Annotated in this window: 19 protein-coding genes; 14 read left to right on the top strand and 5 right to left on the bottom strand. The window is 56.6% G+C overall.

Annotated features, from left to right (window positions below; translation table 11 throughout):
- Positions 1 to 56: 56 nt before the first annotated feature.
- From EAW52_RS04210 to EAW52_RS04195, 4 genes are all read left to right on the top strand, one after another.
- Positions 57 to 815, top strand: a complete 759-nt coding sequence (locus EAW52_RS04210) for an outer membrane beta-barrel protein (RefSeq protein WP_122041516.1) — start codon at positions 57 to 59, stop codon at positions 813 to 815.
- Positions 816 to 1,468: 653 nt separating this feature from the next.
- The gene (locus tag EAW52_RS04205) at positions 1,469 to 1,834 is read left to right on the top strand and encodes an HdeA/HdeB family chaperone (RefSeq protein ID WP_019366404.1); all 366 of its coding nucleotides are present in this window, start codon (positions 1,469 to 1,471) and stop codon (positions 1,832 to 1,834) included.
- A 106-nt stretch (positions 1,835 to 1,940) separates the two neighbouring features.
- On the top strand, positions 1,941 to 3,416 hold the full coding sequence (locus tag EAW52_RS04200; RefSeq protein ID WP_122041515.1) for an aminoacyl-histidine dipeptidase: 1,476 nt from the start codon (positions 1,941 to 1,943) through the stop codon (positions 3,414 to 3,416).
- Positions 3,417 to 3,661: 245 nt separating this feature from the next.
- Complete coding sequence (locus EAW52_RS04195) at positions 3,662 to 4,105, top strand: globin domain-containing protein (protein ID WP_122041514.1); 444 nt, start codon at positions 3,662 to 3,664, stop codon at positions 4,103 to 4,105.
- 44 nt (positions 4,106 to 4,149) lie between these two features.
- Here the strand turns inward: EAW52_RS04195 and hhe are convergent, their stop codons facing one another.
- On the bottom strand, positions 4,150 to 9,468 hold the full coding sequence (gene hhe, locus EAW52_RS04190; RefSeq protein WP_122041513.1) for a DUF4011 domain-containing anti-phage protein Hhe: 5,319 nt from the start codon (positions 9,466 to 9,468) through the stop codon (positions 4,150 to 4,152).
- A gap of 360 nt (positions 9,469 to 9,828) precedes the next feature.
- On the opposite strand from hhe, the gene pqqF reads away from it, so the two are divergent.
- The 9 genes from pqqF (at position 9,829) to EAW52_RS04145 (ending at position 18,525) form a co-directional block, all read left to right on the top strand.
- A complete protein-coding gene (gene pqqF / locus EAW52_RS04185) occupies positions 9,829 to 12,291 on the top strand; it encodes a pyrroloquinoline quinone biosynthesis protein PqqF (protein WP_122041512.1) in 2,463 nt (820 codons plus the stop codon).
- A 130-nt stretch (positions 12,292 to 12,421) separates the two neighbouring features.
- Positions 12,422 to 12,493 carry a pyrroloquinoline quinone precursor peptide PqqA gene (gene pqqA / locus EAW52_RS04180; protein WP_003243383.1) on the top strand — a complete coding sequence of 24 codons (72 nt, stop codon included), beginning with the start codon at positions 12,422 to 12,424 and terminating at the stop codon, positions 12,491 to 12,493.
- A gap of 175 nt (positions 12,494 to 12,668) precedes the next feature.
- Entirely contained in the window at positions 12,669 to 13,580 is a 912-nt protein-coding gene (gene pqqB / locus EAW52_RS04175) for a pyrroloquinoline quinone biosynthesis protein PqqB (RefSeq protein WP_122041511.1), read from the top strand.
- 42 nt (positions 13,581 to 13,622) lie between these two features.
- On the top strand, positions 13,623 to 14,372 hold the full coding sequence (pqqC, locus tag EAW52_RS04170; protein WP_122041510.1) for a pyrroloquinoline-quinone synthase PqqC: 750 nt from the start codon (positions 13,623 to 13,625) through the stop codon (positions 14,370 to 14,372).
- On the top strand, positions 14,369 to 14,644 hold the full coding sequence (pqqD, locus tag EAW52_RS04165; RefSeq protein ID WP_074821790.1) for a pyrroloquinoline quinone biosynthesis peptide chaperone PqqD: 276 nt from the start codon (positions 14,369 to 14,371) through the stop codon (positions 14,642 to 14,644). The genes pqqC and pqqD overlap by 4 nt, the downstream gene beginning before the upstream one ends.
- Positions 14,616 to 15,776 (top strand): pyrroloquinoline quinone biosynthesis protein PqqE, encoded by a 1,161-nt coding sequence (gene pqqE, locus EAW52_RS04160; protein WP_122041509.1) that lies wholly within the window; start codon positions 14,616 to 14,618, stop codon positions 15,774 to 15,776. Before pqqD ends, pqqE begins: the two co-directional genes overlap by 29 nt.
- A 26-nt stretch (positions 15,777 to 15,802) precedes the next feature.
- Positions 15,803 to 17,647: a prolyl oligopeptidase family serine peptidase gene (locus tag EAW52_RS04155; RefSeq protein ID WP_122041508.1), complete on the top strand. Its 1,845-nt coding sequence runs from the start codon at positions 15,803 to 15,805 to the stop codon at positions 17,645 to 17,647.
- Between the two features lie 186 nt (positions 17,648 to 17,833).
- Positions 17,834 to 18,136, top strand: a complete 303-nt coding sequence (locus EAW52_RS04150) for a hypothetical protein (protein WP_122041507.1) — start codon at positions 17,834 to 17,836, stop codon at positions 18,134 to 18,136.
- 146 nt (positions 18,137 to 18,282) lie between these two features.
- On the top strand, positions 18,283 to 18,525 hold the full coding sequence (locus tag EAW52_RS04145) for a hypothetical protein (protein ID WP_122041506.1): 243 nt from the start codon (positions 18,283 to 18,285) through the stop codon (positions 18,523 to 18,525).
- Positions 18,526 to 18,575: 50 nt separating this feature from the next.
- Here the strand turns inward: EAW52_RS04145 and EAW52_RS04140 are convergent, their stop codons facing one another.
- Positions 18,576 to 19,901: an APC family permease gene (locus EAW52_RS04140; RefSeq protein ID WP_122041505.1), complete on the bottom strand. Its 1,326-nt coding sequence runs from the start codon at positions 19,899 to 19,901 to the stop codon at positions 18,576 to 18,578.
- Positions 19,902 to 20,193: 292 nt separating this feature from the next.
- Here EAW52_RS04140 and EAW52_RS04135 point away from each other — a divergent pair, with 292 nt between their 5' ends.
- Positions 20,194 to 21,240, top strand: coding sequence for an SDR family oxidoreductase (locus EAW52_RS04135; protein WP_122041504.1), 1,047 nt, complete (start codon positions 20,194 to 20,196; stop codon positions 21,238 to 21,240).
- A 44-nt stretch (positions 21,241 to 21,284) separates the two neighbouring features.
- Here EAW52_RS04135 and EAW52_RS04130 read toward each other — a convergent pair whose 3' ends face one another.
- The 3 genes from EAW52_RS04130 to EAW52_RS04120 form a co-directional block, all read right to left on the bottom strand.
- The gene (locus EAW52_RS04130; protein ID WP_010795938.1) at positions 21,285 to 22,064 is read right to left on the bottom strand and encodes a DUF4886 domain-containing protein; all 780 of its coding nucleotides are present in this window, start codon (positions 22,062 to 22,064) and stop codon (positions 21,285 to 21,287) included.
- 337 nt (positions 22,065 to 22,401) lie between these two features.
- Complete coding sequence (locus EAW52_RS04125) at positions 22,402 to 22,668, bottom strand: DUF2790 domain-containing protein (RefSeq protein WP_122041503.1); 267 nt, start codon at positions 22,666 to 22,668, stop codon at positions 22,402 to 22,404.
- Positions 22,669 to 23,038: 370 nt separating this feature from the next.
- On the bottom strand, positions 23,039 to 23,263 hold the full coding sequence (locus EAW52_RS04120) for a DUF2188 domain-containing protein (RefSeq protein ID WP_019366419.1): 225 nt from the start codon (positions 23,261 to 23,263) through the stop codon (positions 23,039 to 23,041).
- Between the last annotated feature and the right edge of the window lie 79 nt (positions 23,264 to 23,342).

Genomic DNA, 23,342 nt, shown 5'->3' with positions numbered 1-23,342 from the left:
CGCTATTCGCAACACGCGCCTTTTGCGATTTACTGCTTTGCCTAGGAGAGTTGATCATGTTTCCTTTTTTTGGAGCCCGCTGGGTTCAGACCTCTGCCGTAGCCGCTCTTACCATTGCTTCATCCTATGTAATGGCCGCTGATACCGGCCCCATTTCTAATCTGGGTGTATTAGGTAGCTACAGCAAATATAAACTTGAGTCTGACGTAGGCTCCGATAAAACCCATATGGGCAAAGGAGGCGTCTTCTATAACTTTGGTAACAAGATGACCGGTGAGGAAGGCTTCATTTATCAAGGCGAAGCCAAGGTTAAGTTTGGTGAAAGACACAGCAATAAACTCAAGGAAGCTCAAGGCGATGTCGATCTTGGCTGGCGCATGGCCATCGACAACACCAACTATCTTGATGCTCTGGTAGGTGGCGGCTATGGCTGGACACGCTATGAGCCTGATACCAGTGGCGAAGATGTCAAGCTGACCACCAAAGGTGCATTTGCCAAGGCTGCACTGGGCTATAACCATCAATTTGATGAGGCGACAACCTTCCGCCTGGAAGCCGGTGCACGCCGCACGCTCAACGCCCGGGCTCGCCTCAAAGTTGAAGATGTAGGCAGCGACCGCGTTGATCTTCGCGACCGCACCAATCCATACGCCGAGATGAGCGTACTGTTCAACCAAGGTGCCAACTCCATGCCTGTCATGGTCGGCGTTTACTATGTTCATAATGAATACAAACTCAAGAACAACCTTGACGTCGCCGACGATGTCAAACTCAAGGCCAATGAATACGGTGCAAAAGTAGCGCTGGCTTTCTAACGCTTGGCTATACGCCTATCGTATTCGACGAAACCCGAGGAAACTCGGGTTTCGTTCTTAATGAGATATCGCTTACTCTGCCGAAAGACTTCGATCAATAATTAATTGAATCACCATTTTACAAACAACATTATAAAAGTTTTACATTACTGATACACGCCGATCTAATTGATATCGACTGGCCACCGCATTATAAACAGCGTGCTGGCTTACCGAGGCCACAATTGCTTGTCTGATAATGCTTACCCAACTCGAAAAAAAAGTCGCTAACGATTCAGCGATCAACTATATCGTCTAGTCCTTGTTAAGGCTTTTGCCATATGAGGGTGCCATACGCTTTCTTAAGCTATAAACGCCCCTTAATTCATTGCTGAAGGCTTCGCTTAAATCACGAAATATTTAAAATATTTTACCATCTTCTTCCACTGGGATATCTAGAACATGTTTTTCCGGCCCATGTCAAATGGCAGAAGGCATTAGTTTCCTAGATGACCGTTTCTGAAATACTGTGTCGTTAAAGTATAGGCCAGCGCCTCGTGTAAATGAACAAAGCTGCAAACTTGAAAGCAGATTTTAGACGTTACGATTGCCAGCGAATCCTTCACTCTTTATAAGGTCCAAGCGCTTTTTGCTTCCAACCCATGAGGACGACCATGAAACGAATGACAGGGATAGCCATGACGCTGGCACTGGTGAGCAGCTTGGCGCAAGGGGCGTTTGCTGCTGATGGGGATGAGCCCATCAAGGCGTTGGGTATTGGATCCAAGACCTGCCGCGACTTGCTCAGTACCTGGAGCGCTGATAAGCCGTATGCCAGTGAGTGGGTGTCGGGTTATTTCACCTTCTTCAATGAGTCCACCCGCAGTGGAATCAAGAATATTTCAGAAGGCATGGATGACGGCCTGCGCATGCAGTGGATCAGTGATTATTGCCGCAAACGTCCGATCGATACGCTTCAGGATGCCACCGAGGCGCTGGGCAAGGAGCTGGTGGATTATCGCCAGCGCATGAACCAGTAAGCCGCCCTTCTCATGAGGCGCTCTGGCGGGTGCTTCATGGGTAAAACTGCTTGACTCGCCAGCAGCATCAGCCGACGCTCAACGTTTTCCTTTTTCTGGAGCCATCATGTCGGCCTCTGTTGAGCATCTTGCCCCGGCTGCAGTTTTCCGTCATTTCGCAGCGCTTTCCGCTATTCCCCGCCCCTCTTTCCACGAGCAGGCTGTTGCCGATCATTTGATGGCATTTGCTGATTGTCATGGCCTGCAGGCCGAGCGCGATGCCTTGGATAACGTCATTATCCGCAAGCCAGGTAGCGCTGGTTATGAAGATGCGCCTGTGACCATCCTGCAGGGGCATACCGATATGGTGTGCGAGAAGAACGAAGGCAACCCCATCGACTTCAACCGCGACCCCATCTCGCTGCGTATTGAAGGCGACCTGCTTAAGGCTGATGGTACTACCCTAGGCGCCGATAACGGCATTGCCGTAGCGTTCATGCTGGCGTTGCTGGAAAGTCGTGACACTCCGCACCCTCCACTGGAAGCCATTTTTACATCTCAGGAAGAGGTAGGCCTCAGAGGCGCCTCGAAGCTCGACACATCTACCTTGAAGGGTCGTCTGTTCCTCAATATCGATAGCGAAGAAGAGGGCCTGCTGTTTACCAGCTGCTCGGGTGGCAATCGCAGCGATATGCGTCTTCCGATCCAGTGGAGCGACGTTCCTGCTGGCTCAAGAGCCATGAAGCTGCACGTACGTGGCCTTAAAGGGGGACATTCGGGCCTGGATATTCATACGCCACGTGGTAATGCGATTCTGTTATTGGGGCGCATCCTGAGTGATCTGCTGGCAAGACACGATGTCCGCGTTGCGCATGTACAGGGAGGCTCGGGCAAAAGCAATGCGATACCCCGCCGCGCTGAAGTCACGCTGCTTATCTCTCCAGACAGCCTTGATGCTTTCGATGCTACCTTGAAGACATGGTACGAACGGCTTTCACAGGAATACGTGACGGCCGATCCTGGCCTTGAGCTCGCATTGGAAGCCGCATCCATGCCGGAGCGCTGCTTTGCCAAAACCACGACCACGGCCCTTAGTGAGGCCTTGATCCTGATGCCCCAAGGTGTTCAACGCATGAGCCCGGACATAGCCGGCCTTGTAGAAACCTCCACCAATCTGGGCACCCTGGACATCGTAGGCGATGAGATCAGCTTTGGTAGCGCCAGCCGCAGTTCGCAGCCTTCGCAAATGGAGGCGACCGTTACCAAGCTCGAAGCCCTGGCACGTGTGATCGGTGCGCGCTTCGAACTGCATGACGGCTATCCTGCCTGGCCCTTCCGGCCGGAATCTCCGTTACGCGACCTGTTTGTTGAACGTTTCACCGCTCAATATGGCCGTGCTCCTGAAGTGGCAGGAATCCATGCGGGACTGGAGTGCGGTGTGTTCAGCGCCAAGCTGCAGGATGTTGATATGATCTCGTTCGGCCCGGACATCCGTAACGCACATTCACCCGATGAATGCCTGAGCATTTCGTCTACCGAACGTACCTGGACACTTTTCCTGGATCTGGTGGCGCACATCAAGCCGGGCTTCAAGATTTCCTGAGCCGCGTTGAGCCTGACCGCTCGTCATGGTGTCTGGCCTATTGCAGGCGCCATGACATATATCAATACCTTTGCCTCGCAACCTTATTAGGCTGCGTCCATCGATTCGTGTCTTTGCAGCGGTATCAGCGCAGTGGTCTATGCTGCAAGCAAGCCCCCCGCCGAGAGGCGCTGCTATCGATAACACTAGCCTGATGACACCTGGGCCGCCTTTTGCAGCGGTCTGAGAATGCGGTAGGAAGTCTTATGAGCCAGCCTTTATCACCTGACACCATTGCCATTATCAAATCGACGGCGCCTGTCATTCAGGAGCATGGCGTTGCCATTACGACCCGCATGTACGAACGTCTGTTTATCGACCCAGACATAAAGGCGCTGTTCGACGAAGCCGCCCACAAGTCGGGCGAACAACCCAGACGCCTGGCTGCCGCCATCCTGGCCTTTGCCAAGAACGTGGACCATCTGGAAGCGATTCAGGGTGCAGTGGACAAGATCTGCGCACGACACGTAGCCACACACGTCAAGGCCGAACACTACCCTGCAGTTGCCAATGCCCTGCTACCAGCCATCAAGGATGTACTGGGTGATGCGGCCACTGACGAGATCCTGAATGCCTGGGGCGAAGCCTATTGGTTTCTGGCAGATATCATGATCAACCGTGAGAAAACGCTGTACGGCGAAGCCTGCTAACAGGCAGGCTCCAGCAAAAGGCCCGCGCTTGGCGGGCCTTTATTTTAGTGGACGTGCGGGTTCATATCGTCCGAGCCGTGATTTGCTCTCTCTGTAACAGGAGGCTCAGCCAGCAGGTGGGTCCCTACGCTTGCATCTAAAACCTCATGCTCCATGGTCTTTTCCTCTTCGCTCAACTGCTTGGCAGAGACAGGACTTTCCCTTCGTAGTTGATCAAGCTCATGAATAATGGGATCGAGCTGTGTACGAGGGTTACGGAACCAGTCCACTGACCAGATTCGGCGGATCCGCCAGCCTAATTGCTCCAGGACGCTTTGACGCAGCCGATCCCGGTCCCGCGCGGACTTGGCTGAGTGGTAAGCCGCCCCATCACATTCAATTCCCATCAGGTAACGCCCTGGCTGCTCAGGGTCACGCACGGCCAGATCGATGAAAAAGCCTGCCACACCAACCTGCGGCTCGCAGGTGTAGCCGTGGCGGGACAAGGCGTCCATGACGGCAATCTCGAAGTCGCTGTCCGGGGCGCGTGCGGTTTCTTCCACGCGCGGCAGATACCCCGTCTCGGCATAGTGTAGGAAGTTACGCAGCGCGTGTACGCCACGACTCGACGTACCGGTAACAAGCACATCCGACGCCGTGAACGACGTAAAAATGTGCATACGCTTCTTGGAGCGAGTGAACAAGACGTTCAGCCGTCGCCAACCCGAGTCGCTGTTGATCGGGCCAAAGCGCTGGGGCACCTTGCCACCGGCCTCCATGGGGCCGTAGGTGAACGAGATGAAAATGACGTCTCGCTCATCCCCCTGCACGTTTTCCAGGTTCTTGATGAACAGCGGCTCGGCCAGTTCCGCATTACGCTCCCAGGCAAGCTGAAGCTCCGGGTTCTGCTTGGCGCGTAGCTCCAGCAGGCGTTCGATTTGGTCAGACTGTTTGACGTTCATCGCAACTACGCCCAGGGATTCCTGTGGGCGATTGAGCAGGTGATGCTCAATCGCTGCCACAACTGCCTCGGCTTCCTCTACGTTGCGCTGCTCGACGAAACGGCCGTTGCCGATACGCTCAAACTTGACGCCAAACTCAGCCGACTCACGATGCGGTGAGGGATAGACCACCAGGTTACCGTCATAGAAGGCTGCGTTGGAAAACGCAATCAGGCTTTCATGCCGCGAGCGGTAGTGCCAGCGCAGGCGGCGCAGCCGGAATAAGGGCATGGCCGCATCCAGGATACTTTCGGAATCCTGAGCGAGGGACAGGTCCTCATCTTCTGCGTCGTCTCCTGTTCCCTGGCGTGCAAAGAAGTTGGTGGGCGGCAGCTGTTTCGGATCACCGACGACCACGAGCTGACGACCTCGGGCAATGCTGCCCAAGGACTCTTCGGGACGCATCTGCGAGGCTTCGTCCATCACCACCAGATCGAACTCCACTTCGCCCGCGGGCAGATACTGCGCCACCGCCATTGGACTCATCATGAAGCACGGCTTGAGTGCCTGCAGCGCCTTGACGGCGCGCTGCATGAGACTGCGAATCGGCTGATGGCTCCGCTGTTTGCTGGCTTCGTGTTCCAACAACGCCAGTTCGGTACGCTCCTTCACCTTACCGGAGTTGTTGCCGGCAGGTACCTCTACCTGATCGATGTCATATGCCACCTCGTCGCGCTGAATCTGTTTGAGCGCCTGGTCGATTTCGGCAAAGCGCGCTCGAATAGCTTCCTGTTCCTTACCGGAAAACTGCCCCAGCGCTGGGTTATCCTCCAGAATCTGGCAGGCCCAGCGGTCCAGCAAGCCCAGCAGGCAGCCGTCGGCGCATTGATCTGCAGTCAGTCGCTGCCGCTCAATGGCCACAACGGTAGACTCGAAACCAAGATCAGCCAGCCGGCTACGCAGTCGACGGTATTCGAACCAGTGATCGAGCAGGTCTTCACGTTCGGACGCCCGGCGCAAACGTGCTTCCAGCGCCTCGAATGTCGGCTCCGTAACGACCTGCCACCACTCGTCAGGCTCGATTTCTCCTCGCACCAGAAAGGCGTCCAGACGGTCCTCCCAGGCTGCCATGGCCTGCTGAATGACCGCAGCCTGCTCTTGCCACTCCTGGATCAGGCGTTCGGCGCCGTCCGCGTCCTCCTCGGCCAGACGTGCCATCAGATCACGCCCAACAGACAACGCCAGCAATGGCCGGGCAAGCTCGACGGTATGACGCCAAGTGTTGAGGGTGGCGCGGGCGCTTGAGGCTTGCTCTAGGGTCGGTAGCTCGCGGCCTTCCAGCACAGCCGCAAGCTGCTGGTCCTGACGCAGCTGGGTAGCGCTTTGCTGCCATGCCTCCAGGGTTTTGATCTGTGCCTGCAACCCATTGAGCGTTGGATTCTGCTCCCGAACATAGGGCAGCATCGCCTTGAGCGCCCCACCCACGCTCTTGAGCAGGCGGACCAGCACACCTTCAGCGGCCAGCAGCGGCTGTGTGCGCAGATCATGAGCATCAAAGGTAAACAGGGTTTCGAGGTCCTGCCTTAAATCCTCTACTTCTCCTAGATAGGCCAGCAGTGTATCGGCCTCACCCTGTAACGCGGCGATGTCAGCAGCATCTGCCTTGGTCAGGTAATCCGCAATCCATACCTTGGCACCAAAGCCGCGGCCGCAGGTTTCCCGTACCTGACGATACCAGGCGCGCAGACGCAAGAGCTCATCGATTTCTGTCTCTAGCCCTTTGAACAGTGGCCCCAGCTTTTGGGCATAGCCGGTATTCTGCGCCAGCGCCGTGCTTTCACGCTGAAACGCGACGGCCTCCACCAGCGCGTCGATGCCTTCGCCCAGCTTCACACCGGGCCGTATCAACGTCAGCAGTTCTGTCTTGGCCGCTCGCCACTCGCCCTTGAACCAGCGCAGCAGAGACGCATCGGACAGCACGCGATGCAGATCCTCTAAACGCTGGCTATCAGGCAGGCGACTGAACGAAAACACCTTGGACAGATGCTCACGCTGACGGCGCAGTTCGGGCAGCTGATCCGCGAGCTTGGAGAGCAGTATATCGAGCGCCTCGTCTTCATAGCTTCGCTGACGCGCCTCGACCAATTCGGCCGGCAGTGCCTGCGCCAGGAGAAGCAACGTACCTAGCTGCTCCAGTCCCTCCCGGTCGCTTATCCACTCGCCTGCCGCGCCCTGCTCTTGCAGGTGTTGCACGGCCGTATTGACCTGAGCAGCTGCCTGCATCAAATCGCGGGTTCGCTTCATGAGGTCCAGCGCCTGTGACAGGTCCAGCTCTCCTTCCACATGCAACCGTAGCGCAGCGCAAGCCCGATTAAGCAGCTGGCAGATATCGGCGGAACGAATGGCGTCAGGCTTGAAACGGCGCGCTAGGGCTTCCTGCCCCTTGAGCAAGGCATCGAACCGCTCCAGCCAGTCACCCAATGCTGTACAGGATGATTCATCCAGCAAGGGCAGCAATGTCCAATCCTCGTCGCCTTGCGGGAGGATCAACGCGGGAAGGCGCTCCGCCAGATCAGCCAGTGCCTGGGGCGTGAACTGCGCGAGCGCCGGTGCCCCCATCCGTTCGGCCAGTGGAGCCCTGAGCGCAGCAAAGCGGGTCAGCGCTTGCCGGGCATGCTCAAGCGACGACATAAGGCCTTCCCGCTCGGTGCCGGTCAAACGGGTGAGGCGGCAGCCAAACCAGGGATGGGTTTCCAGCCGTCCCGGCTCGCCAGCTTCCTGTGCAGTCTTGCGGTAGTAGGTGGCGTAAAAGTTGGCTTGCTCTTCCAGCTGCACACGCGAAACAGGCAAGTCATACATAGGATGCAGTTCGGAAGGCGCCACGGGCAGGCTCTCACGCAAACGGGTCGCTTGCATGAGAATCTGATGCGCCGTCATGCCAACCTGCTCGTAGGGAGCATGCAATTGCTCGACATAGCGGTTGAGCTGTCGCTTCAGACGTTCATAGTGCTCGATCTGAGCCTGTCGCTCCTTGGGCGAACGAAAGGTACCCCGTTTCTGGATTCGCTGGCGGATACTGGAAATCACCGCCTGCTTCTGGCTTTTATGGCTGTGCAGCTCCAGGCAGAAATCACCCAGCCCTGCCCGCTCCAGACGATTCTTGACCACCTCCAGCGCTGCGCGCTTTTCTGCCACGAACAGCACCTTCTTACCCTGAGCCATGGCCGCCGCGATCATATTGGTAATGGTCTGGGACTTGCCGGTACCAGGGGGCCCTTCGATGATCAGGTTTTCACCCCGGATGACATCCACCAGCGCACTGTGCTGGGAGCTGTCCGCATCGTCGATCAGCGGATAATGCTCGTGCACCTCGGGCAGTTCATCAATTGCGTATTCAGCACTGAATCCAGCCTCGGCCAGAGGCTCCTTTTCATCCACCGAGGCGCCTGTCAGGCGCTGTACCAGCGGATGCGTCCCCAGCTGCCCTTCGCTCCAGCGCTCCGAATCAAGATCCAGATACATCATCAGCTTGCCGAATTCGAACAGGCCGAGCGAGGCAAACCGGCGCACCTGCCAAGTAGGCTTGGCCCTGAGGATCGTATCCTGTACCAGACGGAAATAGGCCTCGGGCGTTAGCTCTTCGGTGATGGAGGGCAACGCAATTCCAAAGTCCAGTTGCAACTTTTCCCTGAGCGACAGATTGGTCAGGATATCTTCGCCGGTGTACTGGATACGGTATTCGAAGGTCGCGGTTTCCGCGTTGAGCCTGCCTTTTTCCAGCTGCACGGGCACAAGCATGAGCGGCGCCAGACGCGTACTGTTGCTACCGGCTACAGATTCGTCCCATTCCAGAAAGCCAATGGCCAGATACAGGATATTCGCACCGCTTTCTTCCAGCGCGACCCGTGACTGGGCATGCAGAATCTGCAGGCGCGCCTCGAGTTCGGGCGGAAAATAAAGGCTCTGAATGGACTCATCCGAGTGCTTGCGCTCCCGGATCTCCTCCAGCACGGGAGGCTCTTCGATCAGGCCCCCTTCGTTTTCAAGCCGCAGAAGGCTGTCATCCACAACAGGCGCCTCGGCCAGTGTCGGCATGGGAAGTTCATAGCTGGAAGCCATGCCCAATACAGCAGCCCACTCTTCTGCAGTAGGTAGCTTTTTAACTTCGCGCATTTGCCCCGTATAGGGGTCTTTTTCCAGAAAGCCATGCTGGAGCAGCAACGCTTGCGTAGGCTCAGGCACGGCCGCAAAGCGCATCGAGCGCTCGGAAAGCAGCATCTCGAACAACTGGTCCGGAAGCTCGTCGATCACGCGAACGAAACGCTTGCTCCGCGCATGGGAAAAATTGAGCAGCCGGTTACGGGCGCTGAGATCGAGCAGACGGCTTCGCAGCCGCTCGAGATTGGAGAGATGGCTGACGGATGAGCCTGTAGTGTCGTCCACGAACAACGTCCTCAAAACAGCAGACCGACAGCCAGGCTGTCGGTATTCAAATCAACGGTCATCAATAGATAAGTCAGTCTGTCGGTGAAAAGATGAAGAACAGAAAACACTGACCGTAATGGCGAGCGCCATACACTGTGCGCTTTAAAACGCCTTGATCCGCAATGTATCGATACACATCAGATACTGTACATAAATACACCTGAAAAGCACGCGATATCCGGAAAAGTTCTGCTTAAAGCGTGGCAATGGCCGGACATGGCCTTATCCGTGTAGCCTAACGATGCATTTCTGCCTGCAACAAAGCCGCAGAGCGGCGCCAACAAGCCCTGTGCATATCACCGGTGCATAACGACTGCCATGAATAACCCGTCTGCTACCCGATTCGAATCCCTTCGCCTTGCCAACGGCCTGACCATCATTCTGGGACAGGTGCCTCGACTCAAACGGGCCTCGGCCGCCATTCGGGTCGCCGCAGGAAGTCATGATGTGGATAGCGCATGGCCCGGGCTGGCACATTTCCTTGAGCACCTTCTTTTCCTGGGCACGCAGGCCTATCCCGCCGATGAAGGCCTGATGGCTTACGTACAACGCCATGCCGGGCAGGTCAATGCCAGTACACGGGATCGCACCACGGACTTTTTTTTCGAGGTGCCACCTGCCGCGCTGGAAGGCGGAGTTGCCCGTCTGTGTGACATGCTCGTCCACCCGCGTCTTGCCTACGAAGATCAACGCCGCGAGCGCGAGGTTATCCATGCCGAGTTTATTGCCTGGTCAAGGGATACCCGCACGCACCGCCTGACGTGGCAGATGCACCCATTGTCGCGCCGCCACCCTGTCACAGCATTCCATGCGGGCAACCGCTACAGCCTGCTCGTGCCCAACCTACGTTTTCAAGCAGCACTGAAAGGCTTCCACGAGCGCTTCTATCAAGCCGGACAGATGACGCTGGTCTTGGTCGGACCACAGCCCCTGGATGAACTACGCCAACTGGCAGACCGTTACGGCGCTAGCTTCAATGCGGGGGCGCGTATCGAGCCATTATCGCCCCCTGCGCTTCTTCCTCCAGAACGCATCGCACCAATAGAGCCTCCGGACACAGAGACGCTCAGTTTGCTGTTCGCCTTGGAAGACCTGCCCGCTGATAGTCGTGAAGCCATTGATTGTCTGTCCCTCTGGACGCACGCCGAACATACCGGCGGCCTGATAAGCACCTTGCGAAAGAAAGGATGGATCAAGACGCTGACGCTGGAGCCGCTCTATCACTTCAGGCAGCAGGCGGTACTCGCTGTTGAAATAGCCTTGACCGAAGCAGGCATTAAAGCGTCATCACAGATAGCTCATGCCTTTTTCGACTGGCTGACGTTCCTGGAGCGCCAGCCTGATCTGACTGAGCTACAGGCGGAGTACACGCGCCTCGCGCAGCGAACACGTGCTACCAGCGCCGCATTGCCACTGGCCCGGTCACTTCTCGACGACGGGTTGAAAGCACCAGGTCTATCAAGCGCTGGCGTGACTGCCTTGCGTCACCTGTTCGAGCAATTGAAGCCTGAACACAATTTGCTTCCTGCTCCAGGCGCATGCGAGCGTCAGCAAGCGCCAGCCCTGAACTGGACGCTTCCACCGCTCAACCCGTTCCTCGTGCCTGCACAGATCGAGACGGGAGCAGATTCCGTTTCGCTACCCGCCCTTCAGAGTATCCAGGAAGCGGCTGCCGGCCTGGGTGAAGGTGCACTGTATATCCGCTGGCACTTTCTGGAGCCGGCCGCCCATCAACCGGCTCTCGTCCGCACACTCAACCACGCACTACAAGCTATCAGCCATCAGGCACGCCAGGCAGGTGTTGAGGTTTCCCTCAGCACACTTGGCCAGCAATGGCAGCTTAGGCTGACTGGCTTGAGTGAGGCGATTCCGGCTGTACTTCATGCGCTCATCCCTATGCTCCATAGGCCCAGCCACGAAGCTTGGCAAGCCTTCAGCCAGCCGCCCGCTGAGCCGAACAGCATGCCTATCAGGCAGTTCATAAGCCGGCTCACCGATCTGATGGCGGAGCCTCCTCAGACCCAGACGGATCAGGCAGGTCAGGAAATGGAAGGCCCCACCCAGCTTGCTGGACAATGGTCTGTTGCACAGTGGGATAGCTTGTCTATCGGCTTTTCGGAGATGGAGCTGAACTCGCTTCGCCATTGCTTGCTGGACTTGCCCGGAGTACCTGCACAGCGCCCCCCAGTCCCGCCGAGCCGTAGTGGTCGATGGTGGCACACCGTTCCCGGGCACTCGTCTGAACATGCCGTTCTGCTGGCCTGTCCGGCACCGCCCCATGACATCCGGCAGGAGGCCGCCTGGCGGTTCCTTGGCCATCTCGTGCAACCGCGCTTTTACCAGCGCATGCGTGTGGAGCTGCAGCTGGGGTATGCGGTATTTTCCAGTGTTCGTCAGATCGCAGGACGGTCAACGCTCGTGTTTGGCATCCAGTCTCCAACGGTGACGACCGCAGACATCCTTAATCATATCGAGGCGTTTCTTGCCCGGTTGCCGACCGAAATCGCTGCACTGACCCATGAGCCATTCGGGCAGCAGCAAAAGGTCCTTGCCGATCAGTTCCTACCTAGTGCACTCGACACCCGCCAGCTGGGTGAAGAGCTATGGAGCGCTCATCAGGGAGGTTATCCGCCGACCTATCTTGATGATCTTCGCAAAGCGATCCTGGCTCTGCACCCGGGCGACCTTCAGCACGCTCTGCATGCCTTACACAGCGCCTACCACGGCTGGACCTGTTTAGCCAACCATGTCTCGACAGAAACACATTGGCGAACCCTGTAACTATACGTCGCACCATATCAGGGTAAACTAGCTTAAGTGCGTTTCAGGATGTGTTTATCCTGAACGTATGCAAGGTATTTTGTACTAAGTAAATCGGACCTTTCCGATATCACTTTGAGGGGTATTCATTATGTGGACTAAACCTGCTTATACCGATCTGCGCATTGGCTTCGAAGTCACCATGTACTTCGCTAACCGTTGATTGCGTGATCCAGCGCCCCGGTTATCCGGGGCGTTCCTTTTCTAGCCACCTTAGAAGTGGGTCATGCCTACCGTGAGGCCTGTTCGGCGCAGCCGGACCGCCAACAGGAGCTTCTCCTGAATGTCCCTCGCCGCTCGTGACAAGTTCTAAGTTGGCCGCATTTCATAGATAAATCATGTATATCCAGATTCTTGGCTCCGCTGCAGGCGGCGGCTTTCCCCAGTGGAACTGCAACTGTCCCAACTGCCGTGGTGTTCGTGACGGCAGTCTTCGTGCGCAACCTCGCACCCAGTCGTCCATAGCCCTGTCCGATGACGGCGTAAATTGGGTGCTGTGCAACGCCTCACCGGATATCCGCGCGCAGCTGCAGGGTTTCGCCCCCATGCAGCCGGGCCGTGCACTACGGGATACTGGCATCGGCGCGATCATTCTGCTCGATAGCCAGATCGACCACACTACCGGCCTGCTCAGCCTGCGCGAGGGCTGCCCCCACGAGGTCTGGTGTACCGATATGGTTCATCAGGATCTCACGACTGGCTTCCCGTTGTTCAACATGCTGGAACACTGGAACGGTGGCCTGCGCTGGAACCGTATCGAGCTGGAAGGCAGCTTTGTTATTCCGGCATGCCCGAACCTGCGCTTCACACCTCTACCGCTGCGTAGCGCTGCACCACCCTATTCGCCGCACCGCTTCGATCCACACCCCGGTGACAATATCGGGCTGATCGTTGAAGACCTGCTTACGGGCGGCAAGCTGTTCTATGCGCCAGGCCTGGGTCAGGTGGATAACGCCCTGCTGGCCAAAATGGCCGAAGCCGACTGTCTGCTGGTTGATGGAACCCTGTGGGAAGACGATGAAATGCAGCGCCGTGGCGTTGGCACGCGCACTGGCCGCGAGATGGGCCATCTGGCTCAGAACGGCCCCGGCGGTATGCTTGAGGTCCTCGACCAGCTGACCTCGCCACGCAAGGTGCTCATTCATATCAATAACACCAATCCGATTCTGGATGAGGACTCGCCCGAACGCGCAGAGGTCGAGCGACGCGGCGTCGAAGTCGCCTGGGATGGCATGAGCATCGAGCTGTGATCCGCGTGCATCCGGTCATTTTATCTACCGAGGAGGCCAGACATGCCACACGCCCTCACGCCTGAAGAATTCGAGCAGGCCCTGCGCGCCAAGGGTGCGTACTACCACATCTATCACCCCTATCACGTCGCCATGTATGAAGGCCGTGCGACACGCGAGCAGATCCAGGGCTGGGTGGCCAACCGTTTTTACTACCAGGTAAACATTCCTCTGAAAGACGCCGCCATCATGGCCAACTGCCCCGACCGAGAGATTCGTCGTGAGTGGGTTCAGCGCATTCTTGACCATGACGGCGCCCCCGGAACGGAAGGTGGAATCGAAGCCTGGCTACGCCTGGCTGAAGCAACAGGGCTCGACCGTGAGCAGGTTCTCTCGCAAGAACTGGTGCTCCCTGGCGTACGCTTTGCGGTAGATGCCTACGTCAACTTTGCGCGCCGCGCCTCCTGGCAGGAAGCAGCCAGCAGCTCGTTGACCGAACTGTTTGCCCCACAGATCCACCAATCGCGTCTGGATAGCTGGCCCCAGCATTACCCTTGGATCGACCCAGCCGGCTATGAATACTTTCGCACACGCCTTGGTCAGGCACGCCGCGATGTGGAGCATGGCCTGCACATCACCCTCCAGCACTACACCACTTATGATGCCCAGCAGCGCATACTTGAAATCCTGCAATTCAAGCTCGATATCCTCTGGAGCATGCTGGATGCCATGAGCATGGCCTACGAGCTGAAACGGCCGCCCTACCACACCGTAACCGACCAGCGCGTCTGGCATAAAGGAATTCAACTATGAGCTTTGACCGTACTCAGGTGCCGCGCTGGCGCCCTGGCTATCGCTTCCAATTCGAGCCCGCACAAAACGGTTTCGTCCTGCTCTATCCGGAAGGCATGATCAAACTGAACGAAAGTGCTGGCGCCATTGGCGAGCTTATCGACGGTCAGCGTGACGTGGCCGCCATCATTGATGCATTGAACGAACGCTTCCCAGGCGTCCCGGAACTCGGTGACGATGTGGAGCAGTTCATGGAGGTTGCTCGTGCAGAGCACTGGATCCAACTCGGCTAACCTGCCTGAGCAGCCTGCGGTAGGACTGCCCTTGTGGCTCCTTGCAGAACTGACCTACCGCTGTCCCCTGCAGTGCCCCTACTGCTCCAATCCCCTGGACTTTGCGGCTCAAGGCAAGGAGCTGACCACCGAACAGTGGTTCACCGTCATGCAGCAGGCCCGGCAGATGGGCGCAGCACAGCTGGGCTTTTCCGGTGGCGAGCCTCTGGTACGCCAGGATCTGGCCGAACTGATCGGCGAGGCTCGCCGGCTGGGGTACTACATCAACCTGATCACCTCCGGCATCGGCCTTACCGAGCAGAAGATCGCTACCTTTCGCGACGCCGGGCTCGATCATATTCAGATCAGCTTTCAGGCCAGCGACGAAGAGGTAAACAACCTGCTCGCCGGTTCCAAAAAGGCCTTTGCCCAGAAGCTGGAGATGGCCCGCGCGGTAAAAGCCCATGGCTACCCCATGGTGCTCAACTTTGTCACGCATCGGCACAATATCGATAAGATCGACCGTATTATCGAGCTGTGTATCGCCCTGGAAGCGGATTTCGTCGAGCTTGCGACGTGCCAGTTCTATGGTTGGGCGCAGCTCAATCGGGTCGGCCTGTTACCCACTAAAGAGCAACTGGTGCGCGCCGAACGCATCACCAACGAATACCGCGCCAAGCTCGAAGCCGAAGGTCATCCCTGCAAGCTGATCTTCGTGACGCCGGACTATTATGAAGAACGTCCCAAGGCCTGCATGAACGGTTGGGGCAGTATCTTCCTCACCGTCACGCCGGATGGCACCGCATTGCCCTGCCACGGCGCTCGCCAGCTGCCGATCCAGTTTCCGAATGTGAAGGATCATAGCCTTCAGCACATCTGGTATGACTCCTTTGGCTTCAATCATTTCCGCGGTTATGACTGGATGCCAGAGCCTTGCCGCAGCTGCGATGAAAAGGAAAAGGATTTTGGTGGCTGCCGCTGCCAGGCCTTCATGCTGACCGGCGATGCGGCCAACGCCGATCCGGTCTGCAGCAAGTCCCCACATCACGACGTGATTCTTAATGCCCGTACCGAGGCCGAACAGGCCACTCAGACCATTGAGCAGCTGAGCTTTCGTAACGAGCGGAACTCCAGGCTTATCGCCAAAGCCTGAGTCTTACATAGCAACGGAGAAGCACCATGGCTTACCAGCACCCTGCTTCTACAGACGCAGACGGCACCTTTACCGCTCAACAGGCCGTCGCGGCAGGCATCGATTTTGCCGAGCTACAGGCATCGGCACTGGGGCTTTTCTGGAATCAATATGATCCTGCTGACGGCGCCTGCCGTCTATGGCGCTGGCATGATGGCAAACCGCACTGCCTGACACCGGATGGCTACAGTGCACGCAGCCGCGTTTATGAGTACGGAGGCGGCGCGTTTTGCCTGACCGAGTCAGAGGCCGTCTTCGTCAACGACTCGGATCAACAGCTTTACCGTCAACCACTCGATGGTAGCCAACCTGTGGCATTGACCCAGGGTAAACGCCGCTATGGTGATCTGCACTATGCAGCCAACCTCATCATGGCGGTGGAAGAAGCCCATGAGGACGAGGCCGTCATTCACCGGCTTGTCGCTATTTCCCTCGCAGACAGCCACCGTCAGGTCTTGGCCGAGGGTGCTGACTTCTACGCCTCGCCTACGCTGAGCCCCAGCGGCAAGCGCCTGGCCTGGATCGAGTGGAGTCGCCCACACCAACCATGGACCTCCACCCGCCTCATGTGCGCCGAACGCCTGGACAATGGGCAATGGGAGGCGCCGGTCTGCATTGCAGGCAGCGATCCGGAATCGATTCAACAGCCCCGTTTTGATGAACAGGACCAGCTCTACTGCCTGTCCGACCATGACGGCTGGTGGCAACCATGGGGTGAATGCACCTCAGGCGTCAGCAGACTGACTGCCATCAAGGCCGATCATGCGGCCGCCCCCTTCCAGCTGGGCGGCAGAAGCTGGTACAGCCTGGGCGGCGAGCGTTACATCGCCACCTGGTTCGAAGAAGGCTTCGGCCACCTGGGCAGACGCGAGGCCGATGGTCGAGTGCTGCGCTTCGCGGAAGACTTCACCCGCTTTCGCAGCCTGGCCCTGCATGATGGATACATCTATTGCATTGCCGCAGCGCCCAATCGTCCCTCGTGCATCCTTGAGATCAACGGGCAGAATGGCAACATCGAGATTCTAGCGGGCGGTATTGCGCCATTGCCTAACGAGCGCATCAGCCAACCCAAAGCCCTGCGTTACCCCAGCGGCGATGGCGAAGCGCACGGCTTTTTCTACCCGGCTATGACAGGAGAGGCCAAGCCCCCCCTGGTAGTATTCATTCATGGCGGCCCTACGTCAGCCTGCTATCCCGTCTTCGATCCCCGTATCCAGTACTGGACACAACGCGGCTTTGCCATTGCCGATCTCAATTACAGAGGCAGCACCGGCTACGGACGTGAGTACCGCAACGCGCTTCACCTGCGCTGGGGTGAGGCCGATGTCGAAGATGCCTGCGCTGTAGTGGATTATCTGGCCGAGCAAGAATTGATCGAACCGGCCCACGCCTTTATCCGAGGCGGCAGCGCCGGTGGCTATACGGCCTTATGCGCGCTAGCGTTCCAGACTGTGTTTTGCGGCGGCGCCAGCCTGTACGGCGTAACGGATCCGGCCGCCCTGGCTCGCGTGACCCACAAATTCGAAGCCGACTATCTGGACTGGCTCATTGGCGACCCCAAGAAGGATTCGGAGCGTTACCGGGCGCGGACGCCTCTCCTGCATGCCGACACGATCGATGTCCCGGTCATCTTCTTCCAGGGTGAGCTGGACGCAGTCGTTGTTCCGGAGCAGACACGGGCCATGCTTCATGCACTCAAAGATCGCGGCATTCGTGCCGAAGGCTATTTCTACCCCAACGAACGCCATGGCTTCAGGCAGGCCAAGAACCAGGCCCATGCCCTTGAACACGAATGGTTGTTCTACCGCAGTGTGATCGATCAGAACGCCTGATACAGGCGGCTTTCGGCGTTTCGCTGCCGGAAGCCGCTTCCTTGACGCTTGCAGCACACCAACCGACGACGGTATAAACCACTCGTCTCTTGGACGAGGTCAGGCTCTTGCGCCTAAGTGCCAGTAGCGATACATCTTGCCTCGAGCGTGCCATATTCCTGCACAGGTCACATGAGGAACCCCGCGATGGAACCGCAAGTCCGCCCTGCTCCCACCCTCACCGATTACTTCTACGCCTCCCCTGTCAAAAACGAGCTTGATGAGAGCCTTGATGTTGTCGAACGCCTGTTGACTCGCTCTGAGAACCGAATTGCGGAGTTGATCGAACTGGGCAATATGAGCAGCGACCTCAAGCTGATTCATATCCAGAACATCGAATCGATGATTACGGCCGCCGTGCGGCAGACGGAAGACTCATCCAACCACATGCGAGCTCATGAGGTCATTGAATTCTGTCAGCACCTTCGAGGCACCTTGCGCCCGAGTTGAAGAGGTACGCCTCCCATGTGCCAACCATGCAACATACCGATGTGAGAGTTCGCCCGGTTTTGCAATAAAGTTGGCATCCAAGGCTTCACAGATGAACTTACCCGATATGATTTGGGCGGTTGATTATCCTCTGTGAGAGCCAAGGAATGGACTCCCTGCATAGCCGTACCGCATCTTGTCTTGCTGTTTCCCTGCTGGTGGTTGCCGCCTGGTTTCTAGGACACGAAACCCAGGCGCAACCTTCACCCACGCTTACCACTACCTTGTCTGCCTACCCCAACTCACCTGCTGCACTGCCCAGCTCCGCCACACAGGCCGAACTTTCCGTTCGCCCCTGGAGACCTGCCAGCGCCAATATGCATCAGCGCCCGCAACGCTGGATTTTTTAACGCATATCACACTTTCCTGCAGGTCGTGCCCGGCCTGCAAAGACCTTGTCTTACACAACATCCGCCGCTTCACGTGTCGAATGAGCACGCGTTACGAAATAAAGCACCACGCCGACCCCTAGCAGAATGCCGGCACGCAGCCAGGTCTCCGCGCTCTGCTGACTCAAAAGCACCAGACACGACACGATCGCCAGCAACGGTACCAGCGTAGGGGTCCGGAAATGCGGCTGATCGACCTTGTCGCGGCGCAGCACCAAAACGGCCACGTTCGTACTCATGAATACAAAAAGCAGTAGTAGCACAACCGTCTCGGCCAGAGCCGACAACGTTCCTGTAACAGTCAACGCCATGGCTACAAGCGTTGTGGCAATAATCGCTACCCAGGGCGTACGCCGACGCGGCAGTACACGCCCTAGCACTGGGGGCAGCAGACCCTCCTCGGCCATGCCATAAGCTAGACGGCTTGCCATGATCATGGTCAGCAATGCGCCATTGGAAACCGCCAGCAAGGCCGCCACGGCAAACAGTTGCGGGGGTATGCCGTAGCCGGTTGCCCGAACCACGTCCAGCAACGGCGCAGAAGACTCTACCAGTTGTGCAGGTGACAAAACGATGGAAGCCGCCAGCCCCACCAGAACATATATTACGCCCGCGATCAGCAGCGCACCGAACAAGGTCCTTGGGTAAATACGTCTTACATCTTTCACTTCTTCGGCAATGTTGGCCGACACCTCAAAACCCACAAATGAATAAAAAGCCAGCAGCGCAGCGCCTAATACCGCCAGCGGTGGAGAAGTCCCCTCGGCAAATTGAAGAACCCGCGCCGGCTCTCCCTGCCCATGACTTACATACAACGCGGCTAGAATAACGACCAATAAAAGTCCCGACAGCTCAATCAGCGTCATGACCAGATTGGCATTAAGCGACTCCTTGATCCCGCGTGCATTAAGCAGAGCCACTAGCGTTAAAAAGACCAGTGCTGTCATCGTGGGCGAAACGTGAATAAACGCCCCGAGATAATCACCCGCAAAGGCCAGGGAAAGGCCGGCAGCACTCGTGACACCGGCGGCCAACATCGAAAAACCCACTAGAAAGGATACAAGGGGATGCTTGAAGGCCCGTGCGGCAAACACCGCAGCGCCTCCAGCTTTTGGGTATTTGGTGACGAGCTCTGCATACGAGGCCGCCGTCAACATGGCAAATCCCATTGCCACTACCAGAGGCACCCAGATGGCTCCGCCTACCTCACCTGCAATCTTCCCCGCCAGTGCATACACCCCGGCCCCAAGCACATCCCCGAGGATAAACAACAGCAGCAAAGGACCTGTAATCGCGCGGCGCAGTTTTGTATCGGGCTCGGGTGAAGACGTCGACATATGTAATCTTCCTATGAATGTCAGGCTCTGACATGTGAATTGGCAAGTCCGGGTCAGGACAGGACACTCACTGCACGCTGCTGTAACCCTTCCGTCTGACCACGCCTCTACTGGCAATACATATTGAAGGCTTCATTCATCGACCGCATGACGTTGCTGTCGGTTCGATATCCTGTCGATATATCCATTAGGATGCTATTGGTTTTCGGAACCAAGTAGGGCTGAGCGTTATCAGCTTAGTAACATCAAACAGACCTCATCCAACTCGTTAGCTATTTCGTGGAGAACGCATATGTCAGCTTCCAAGGTTGCCCTGGTCGTTGGGGCAAGCGGCATCATCGGCAATGCCGTTGTTGAAACTCTGGCCGAAAATCCTGAATGGCGAGTCCGCGCCGTCCGTCGTACCTTCGTACCGAACGTTGAAACCATTGATCTTGATCTAACTGACGCCAACGCCACTGCCCAGGCGCTAAGCCAGGCGGGGGATACGACTCATGTCTTTTATGCAGCGTTACGTCCTGATAGCAGCCTGGCCAAGGAAGCCGACATTAATGGCGCCATGCTGCGCAATGTACTGGACGGCCTGAAGTCTGCCGGCGCTAAGCTCCAACGTGTCGTTCACTACCAGGGGGCTAAGGTTTACGGCGTGCACCTGGGTCTAACAGCGGCGCCTTTTTATGAGGACGACCCGCGCCACCTCTCGCCTAATTTTTATTACACCCAGGAAGACCTGCTGCGCGAGCGCGCCGCCCAGGGAGAATTCGAGTGGTCTATCCTGCGCCCTGATGTGGTGGTGGGTGATATTGCAGGCAATCCCATGAACATCGCGCTGGTCATCGGGGCCTTTGCAGCCCTGAGTAAACAAGCCGGTGTGCCCTTGCGCTTCCCGGGCTCGATGAAAGCCTATCGTGGGGTCTTGGCTCAGCTGACCGATGCACACTGGCTGGCACGAGCCAGTGTATGGGCGGCGCTGGATCCGGCCGCTCGCAACGAAGCGTTCAACCTGGTCGGCGAGCCGTTCCGCTGGGAGCGGCTCTGGCACAAGATTGGTGAAGCCCTGGATATGGACGTCGCCGATCCGCAGCCTTTCTCACTGGCAACACAGATGCCGAGCAAGGCTGGCGACTGGCAAAAACTGGCTGAGCAGCACCAGCTGGAATCCGTACCGTATGAGAAGCTTGTAGGTTGGAAGTTTGGCGATTTTGTCTTCAACACCGAGTTCGACATGATCTCGGATATGGGCAAGATTCGTCGTGCAGGCTTTACAGAAGCGGTCAGCACCGAAGACTGCCTGATAGGCGCAATCAAGCGCCTACAGGAAAAGAAATATATACCTTGAGTCATAGGTCTCGCCCAGGGCTTTCCTTGGGCGAGCCTCCCCTGCTACTGAGCCGAGGCGTGCATTGCCTTGTCCGGTGAAGTCCGCAATGCCGGTGACAAGGACTGAACTGCTTTCCAGGCAGCCTGCTGCAACTCTCCTGCGTTCGCCTTTTCCAGCCGCTTGGACTCTGCTGCACTAGGCTGAGGCGGCATCTGACCATAGATCAGCGAATAAAACACCGAAGCGCCTATGTACGAGCCGGTGAAAGAAGGATGGCTACCGTCAGGCAGGAACAGCGACGGTTGAGGCTTTTCCGCCAAAGCAGTCTGCCAGGCCTGCCCCACTGGCGCCAACAGCGCACCCAGCTCATTGGCCAGTGTCGTGTACGCCTTATCCAGCTTGGCCTGCATCGCCGGATCGTTCTGGCGAGCCCACGTCAGGTACAGGATTGTCTTGGCACCGTTCTTTTTGACCTCAGCATCGATCAGCCGGGCATACTTGTACATGAAGTCTGGATTCTTGACCGGCAACATGCTGTGCTCCTGCAAGACGACGTAGTCCCACTTCTGCTCCTGCAACGCCTGCTGAACGTCCTTTTTCGTCCAATGCTGCTCAAGCGATGCGCCCGAGAAAGCCAGTGTCTTGGTCTCGATCGGGCGGGCCTGCTTGCCTTGCCTGGACATCTCACTCAGTACGGCTGGCAAGTCATTGACATAGGTATAGCTGTTACCTACAAACAGAATTCTAATTGGATCCGACTGGCTCTGCTGAGCCTGAGCATATGCCGCACCTGCCAGAAACATAAGGAAGAGCATCGTGATCTGTCGAATGCTGATTCGCATGCGTGTCCTCTCTGCGCATTAAAAATGAAACGCCTCGAGGCAACCGATGCCACCGAGGCCTTCACTCTGACAGGCATTACCCTGCTTTTGTTAGCCTGTAACCGTGCGTTACCTCGCACAACACAAACGTTTATGAAAGCAGAGGCGTGTTTTTAAGCCCCTCAACAGATGAATAAAGGCGCTCATCAAGCGTGCCGTTTGGATAAGCTACTTTTAATTCAAAAACAAAAAGAGATGCCTTGAACAAGTAACCAAGGCATCTCTTCGAATCAGAAAAACAACAAATAAAACTAAATCAATAATTACACTCGACAATCAAATAGATTAAATAACTCTATTAATTATCATTGCAACCAGAACCCGAAACCTGATATTCCATTACATGGATTTTGTCATTATGGTCTTCATATGTCATGCGTACAGGACGGACACCGCAGAAACTGGTGATATCGGGACTGTCGATGACACGTTTGATATCCAGGTGGTCTGAATACGTGTAATGCTCGACAACAGGCGTGCTGGCGGCATCGGAGGGGATTTGGTCAGCTAATACGGAACTGCTGGCAAGGACAAGGGCAGCTACAATCAAACCTTTCATTTTCATCTCGCTTCCAACTATAAAGTTACCTTCTCCCTGATAAACAAGCAGGCGAATACCTACTTATAAACAGGTCCGGGGTTTGTTCTTTAATTATCGGAACGGGGCAGCACAGGGAGATGACGTAATGATTACAGAAAAGTCATTGTAGATATAATGCCCAGTGAACAAATGAATATTGCCTAATAAGTAACGAATCGTCTTTAAATGCCAATACCGTTTAAACACCCTTTCAAATTGAGAAACAGTTCATTCTTTAAAGATGCTAAAGGGCAATTTGGGGCAAGCTCATGAAGCCCTAGTCGCCCTTGACCGGACATACACGGGAGTCGCCGTTGCCTCTCTCTTGACTGATAGCCGCAACGGCACCCTTGCCCTAACCTTTTGACTTGCGTGGATCGGCGCTACGAGGATAGGTACGCTCCTCCTCAAGGGTGCCATCCACCTTGTGAATTTTGACTGACGCCGTCTTTCCCTCAAAAAACTCATGCATCTGCTCTACGAGCTGCGCCTTGGTCTCAGCACTTTTAGAGGCACGGGTTGCGCCTTCTTTTTTCAACTCCCAGCCCTTGTCGCCTTTGGTGACGTGATAGTTATCCATTGCTCTCTCCTGGTCTAGAAATACGCCTTTAGAAGACGCTCCCGTTAAGGACTGCTACGGCCTGAACAAAGTTTGCTAA

Origin of the sequence: Pseudomonas sp. LTJR-52 (assembly GCF_003691465.1) — a bacterium.
Classification (GTDB): Bacteria; Pseudomonadota; Gammaproteobacteria; order Pseudomonadales; family Pseudomonadaceae; genus Chryseomonas; species Chryseomonas luteola.
The sequence above is the reverse complement of the archived record's forward strand: the minus strand, read 5'-3'. Positions and strand labels throughout refer to the sequence as shown.

Bases quoted from the DNA above. Each gene is read 5' to 3' on its own strand.
- EAW52_RS04145 (WP_122041506.1), top strand. From the start codon at position 18,283: ATGGACTCCCTGCATAGCCGTACCGCATCTTGTCTTGCTGTTTCCCTG.
- pqqD (WP_074821790.1), top strand. From the start codon at position 14,369: ATGAGCTTTGACCGTACTCAGGTGCCGCGCTGGCGCCCTGGCTATCGC.
- EAW52_RS04155 (WP_122041508.1), top strand. From the start codon at position 15,803: ATGGCTTACCAGCACCCTGCTTCTACAGACGCAGACGGCACCTTTACC.
- pqqF (WP_122041512.1), top strand. From the start codon at position 9,829: ATGAATAACCCGTCTGCTACCCGATTCGAATCCCTTCGCCTTGCCAAC.
- EAW52_RS04135 (WP_122041504.1), top strand. From the start codon at position 20,194: ATGTCAGCTTCCAAGGTTGCCCTGGTCGTTGGGGCAAGCGGCATCATC.
- EAW52_RS04125 (WP_122041503.1), bottom strand. From the start codon at position 22,668: ATGAAAATGAAAGGTTTGATTGTAGCTGCCCTTGTCCTTGCCAGCAGT.
- EAW52_RS04140 (WP_122041505.1), bottom strand. From the start codon at position 19,901: ATGTCGACGTCTTCACCCGAGCCCGATACAAAACTGCGCCGCGCGATT.
- EAW52_RS04205 (WP_019366404.1), top strand. From the start codon at position 1,469: ATGAAACGAATGACAGGGATAGCCATGACGCTGGCACTGGTGAGCAGC.
- EAW52_RS04210 (WP_122041516.1), top strand. From the start codon at position 57: ATGTTTCCTTTTTTTGGAGCCCGCTGGGTTCAGACCTCTGCCGTAGCC.
- pqqB (WP_122041511.1), top strand. From the start codon at position 12,669: ATGTATATCCAGATTCTTGGCTCCGCTGCAGGCGGCGGCTTTCCCCAG.
- EAW52_RS04130 (WP_010795938.1), bottom strand. From the start codon at position 22,064: ATGCGAATCAGCATTCGACAGATCACGATGCTCTTCCTTATGTTTCTG.
- EAW52_RS04195 (WP_122041514.1), top strand. From the start codon at position 3,662: ATGAGCCAGCCTTTATCACCTGACACCATTGCCATTATCAAATCGACG.
- EAW52_RS04120 (WP_019366419.1), bottom strand. From the start codon at position 23,263: ATGGATAACTATCACGTCACCAAAGGCGACAAGGGCTGGGAGTTGAAA.
- EAW52_RS04200 (WP_122041515.1), top strand. From the start codon at position 1,941: ATGTCGGCCTCTGTTGAGCATCTTGCCCCGGCTGCAGTTTTCCGTCAT.
- EAW52_RS04150 (WP_122041507.1), top strand. From the start codon at position 17,834: ATGGAACCGCAAGTCCGCCCTGCTCCCACCCTCACCGATTACTTCTAC.
- pqqC (WP_122041510.1), top strand. From the start codon at position 13,623: ATGCCACACGCCCTCACGCCTGAAGAATTCGAGCAGGCCCTGCGCGCC.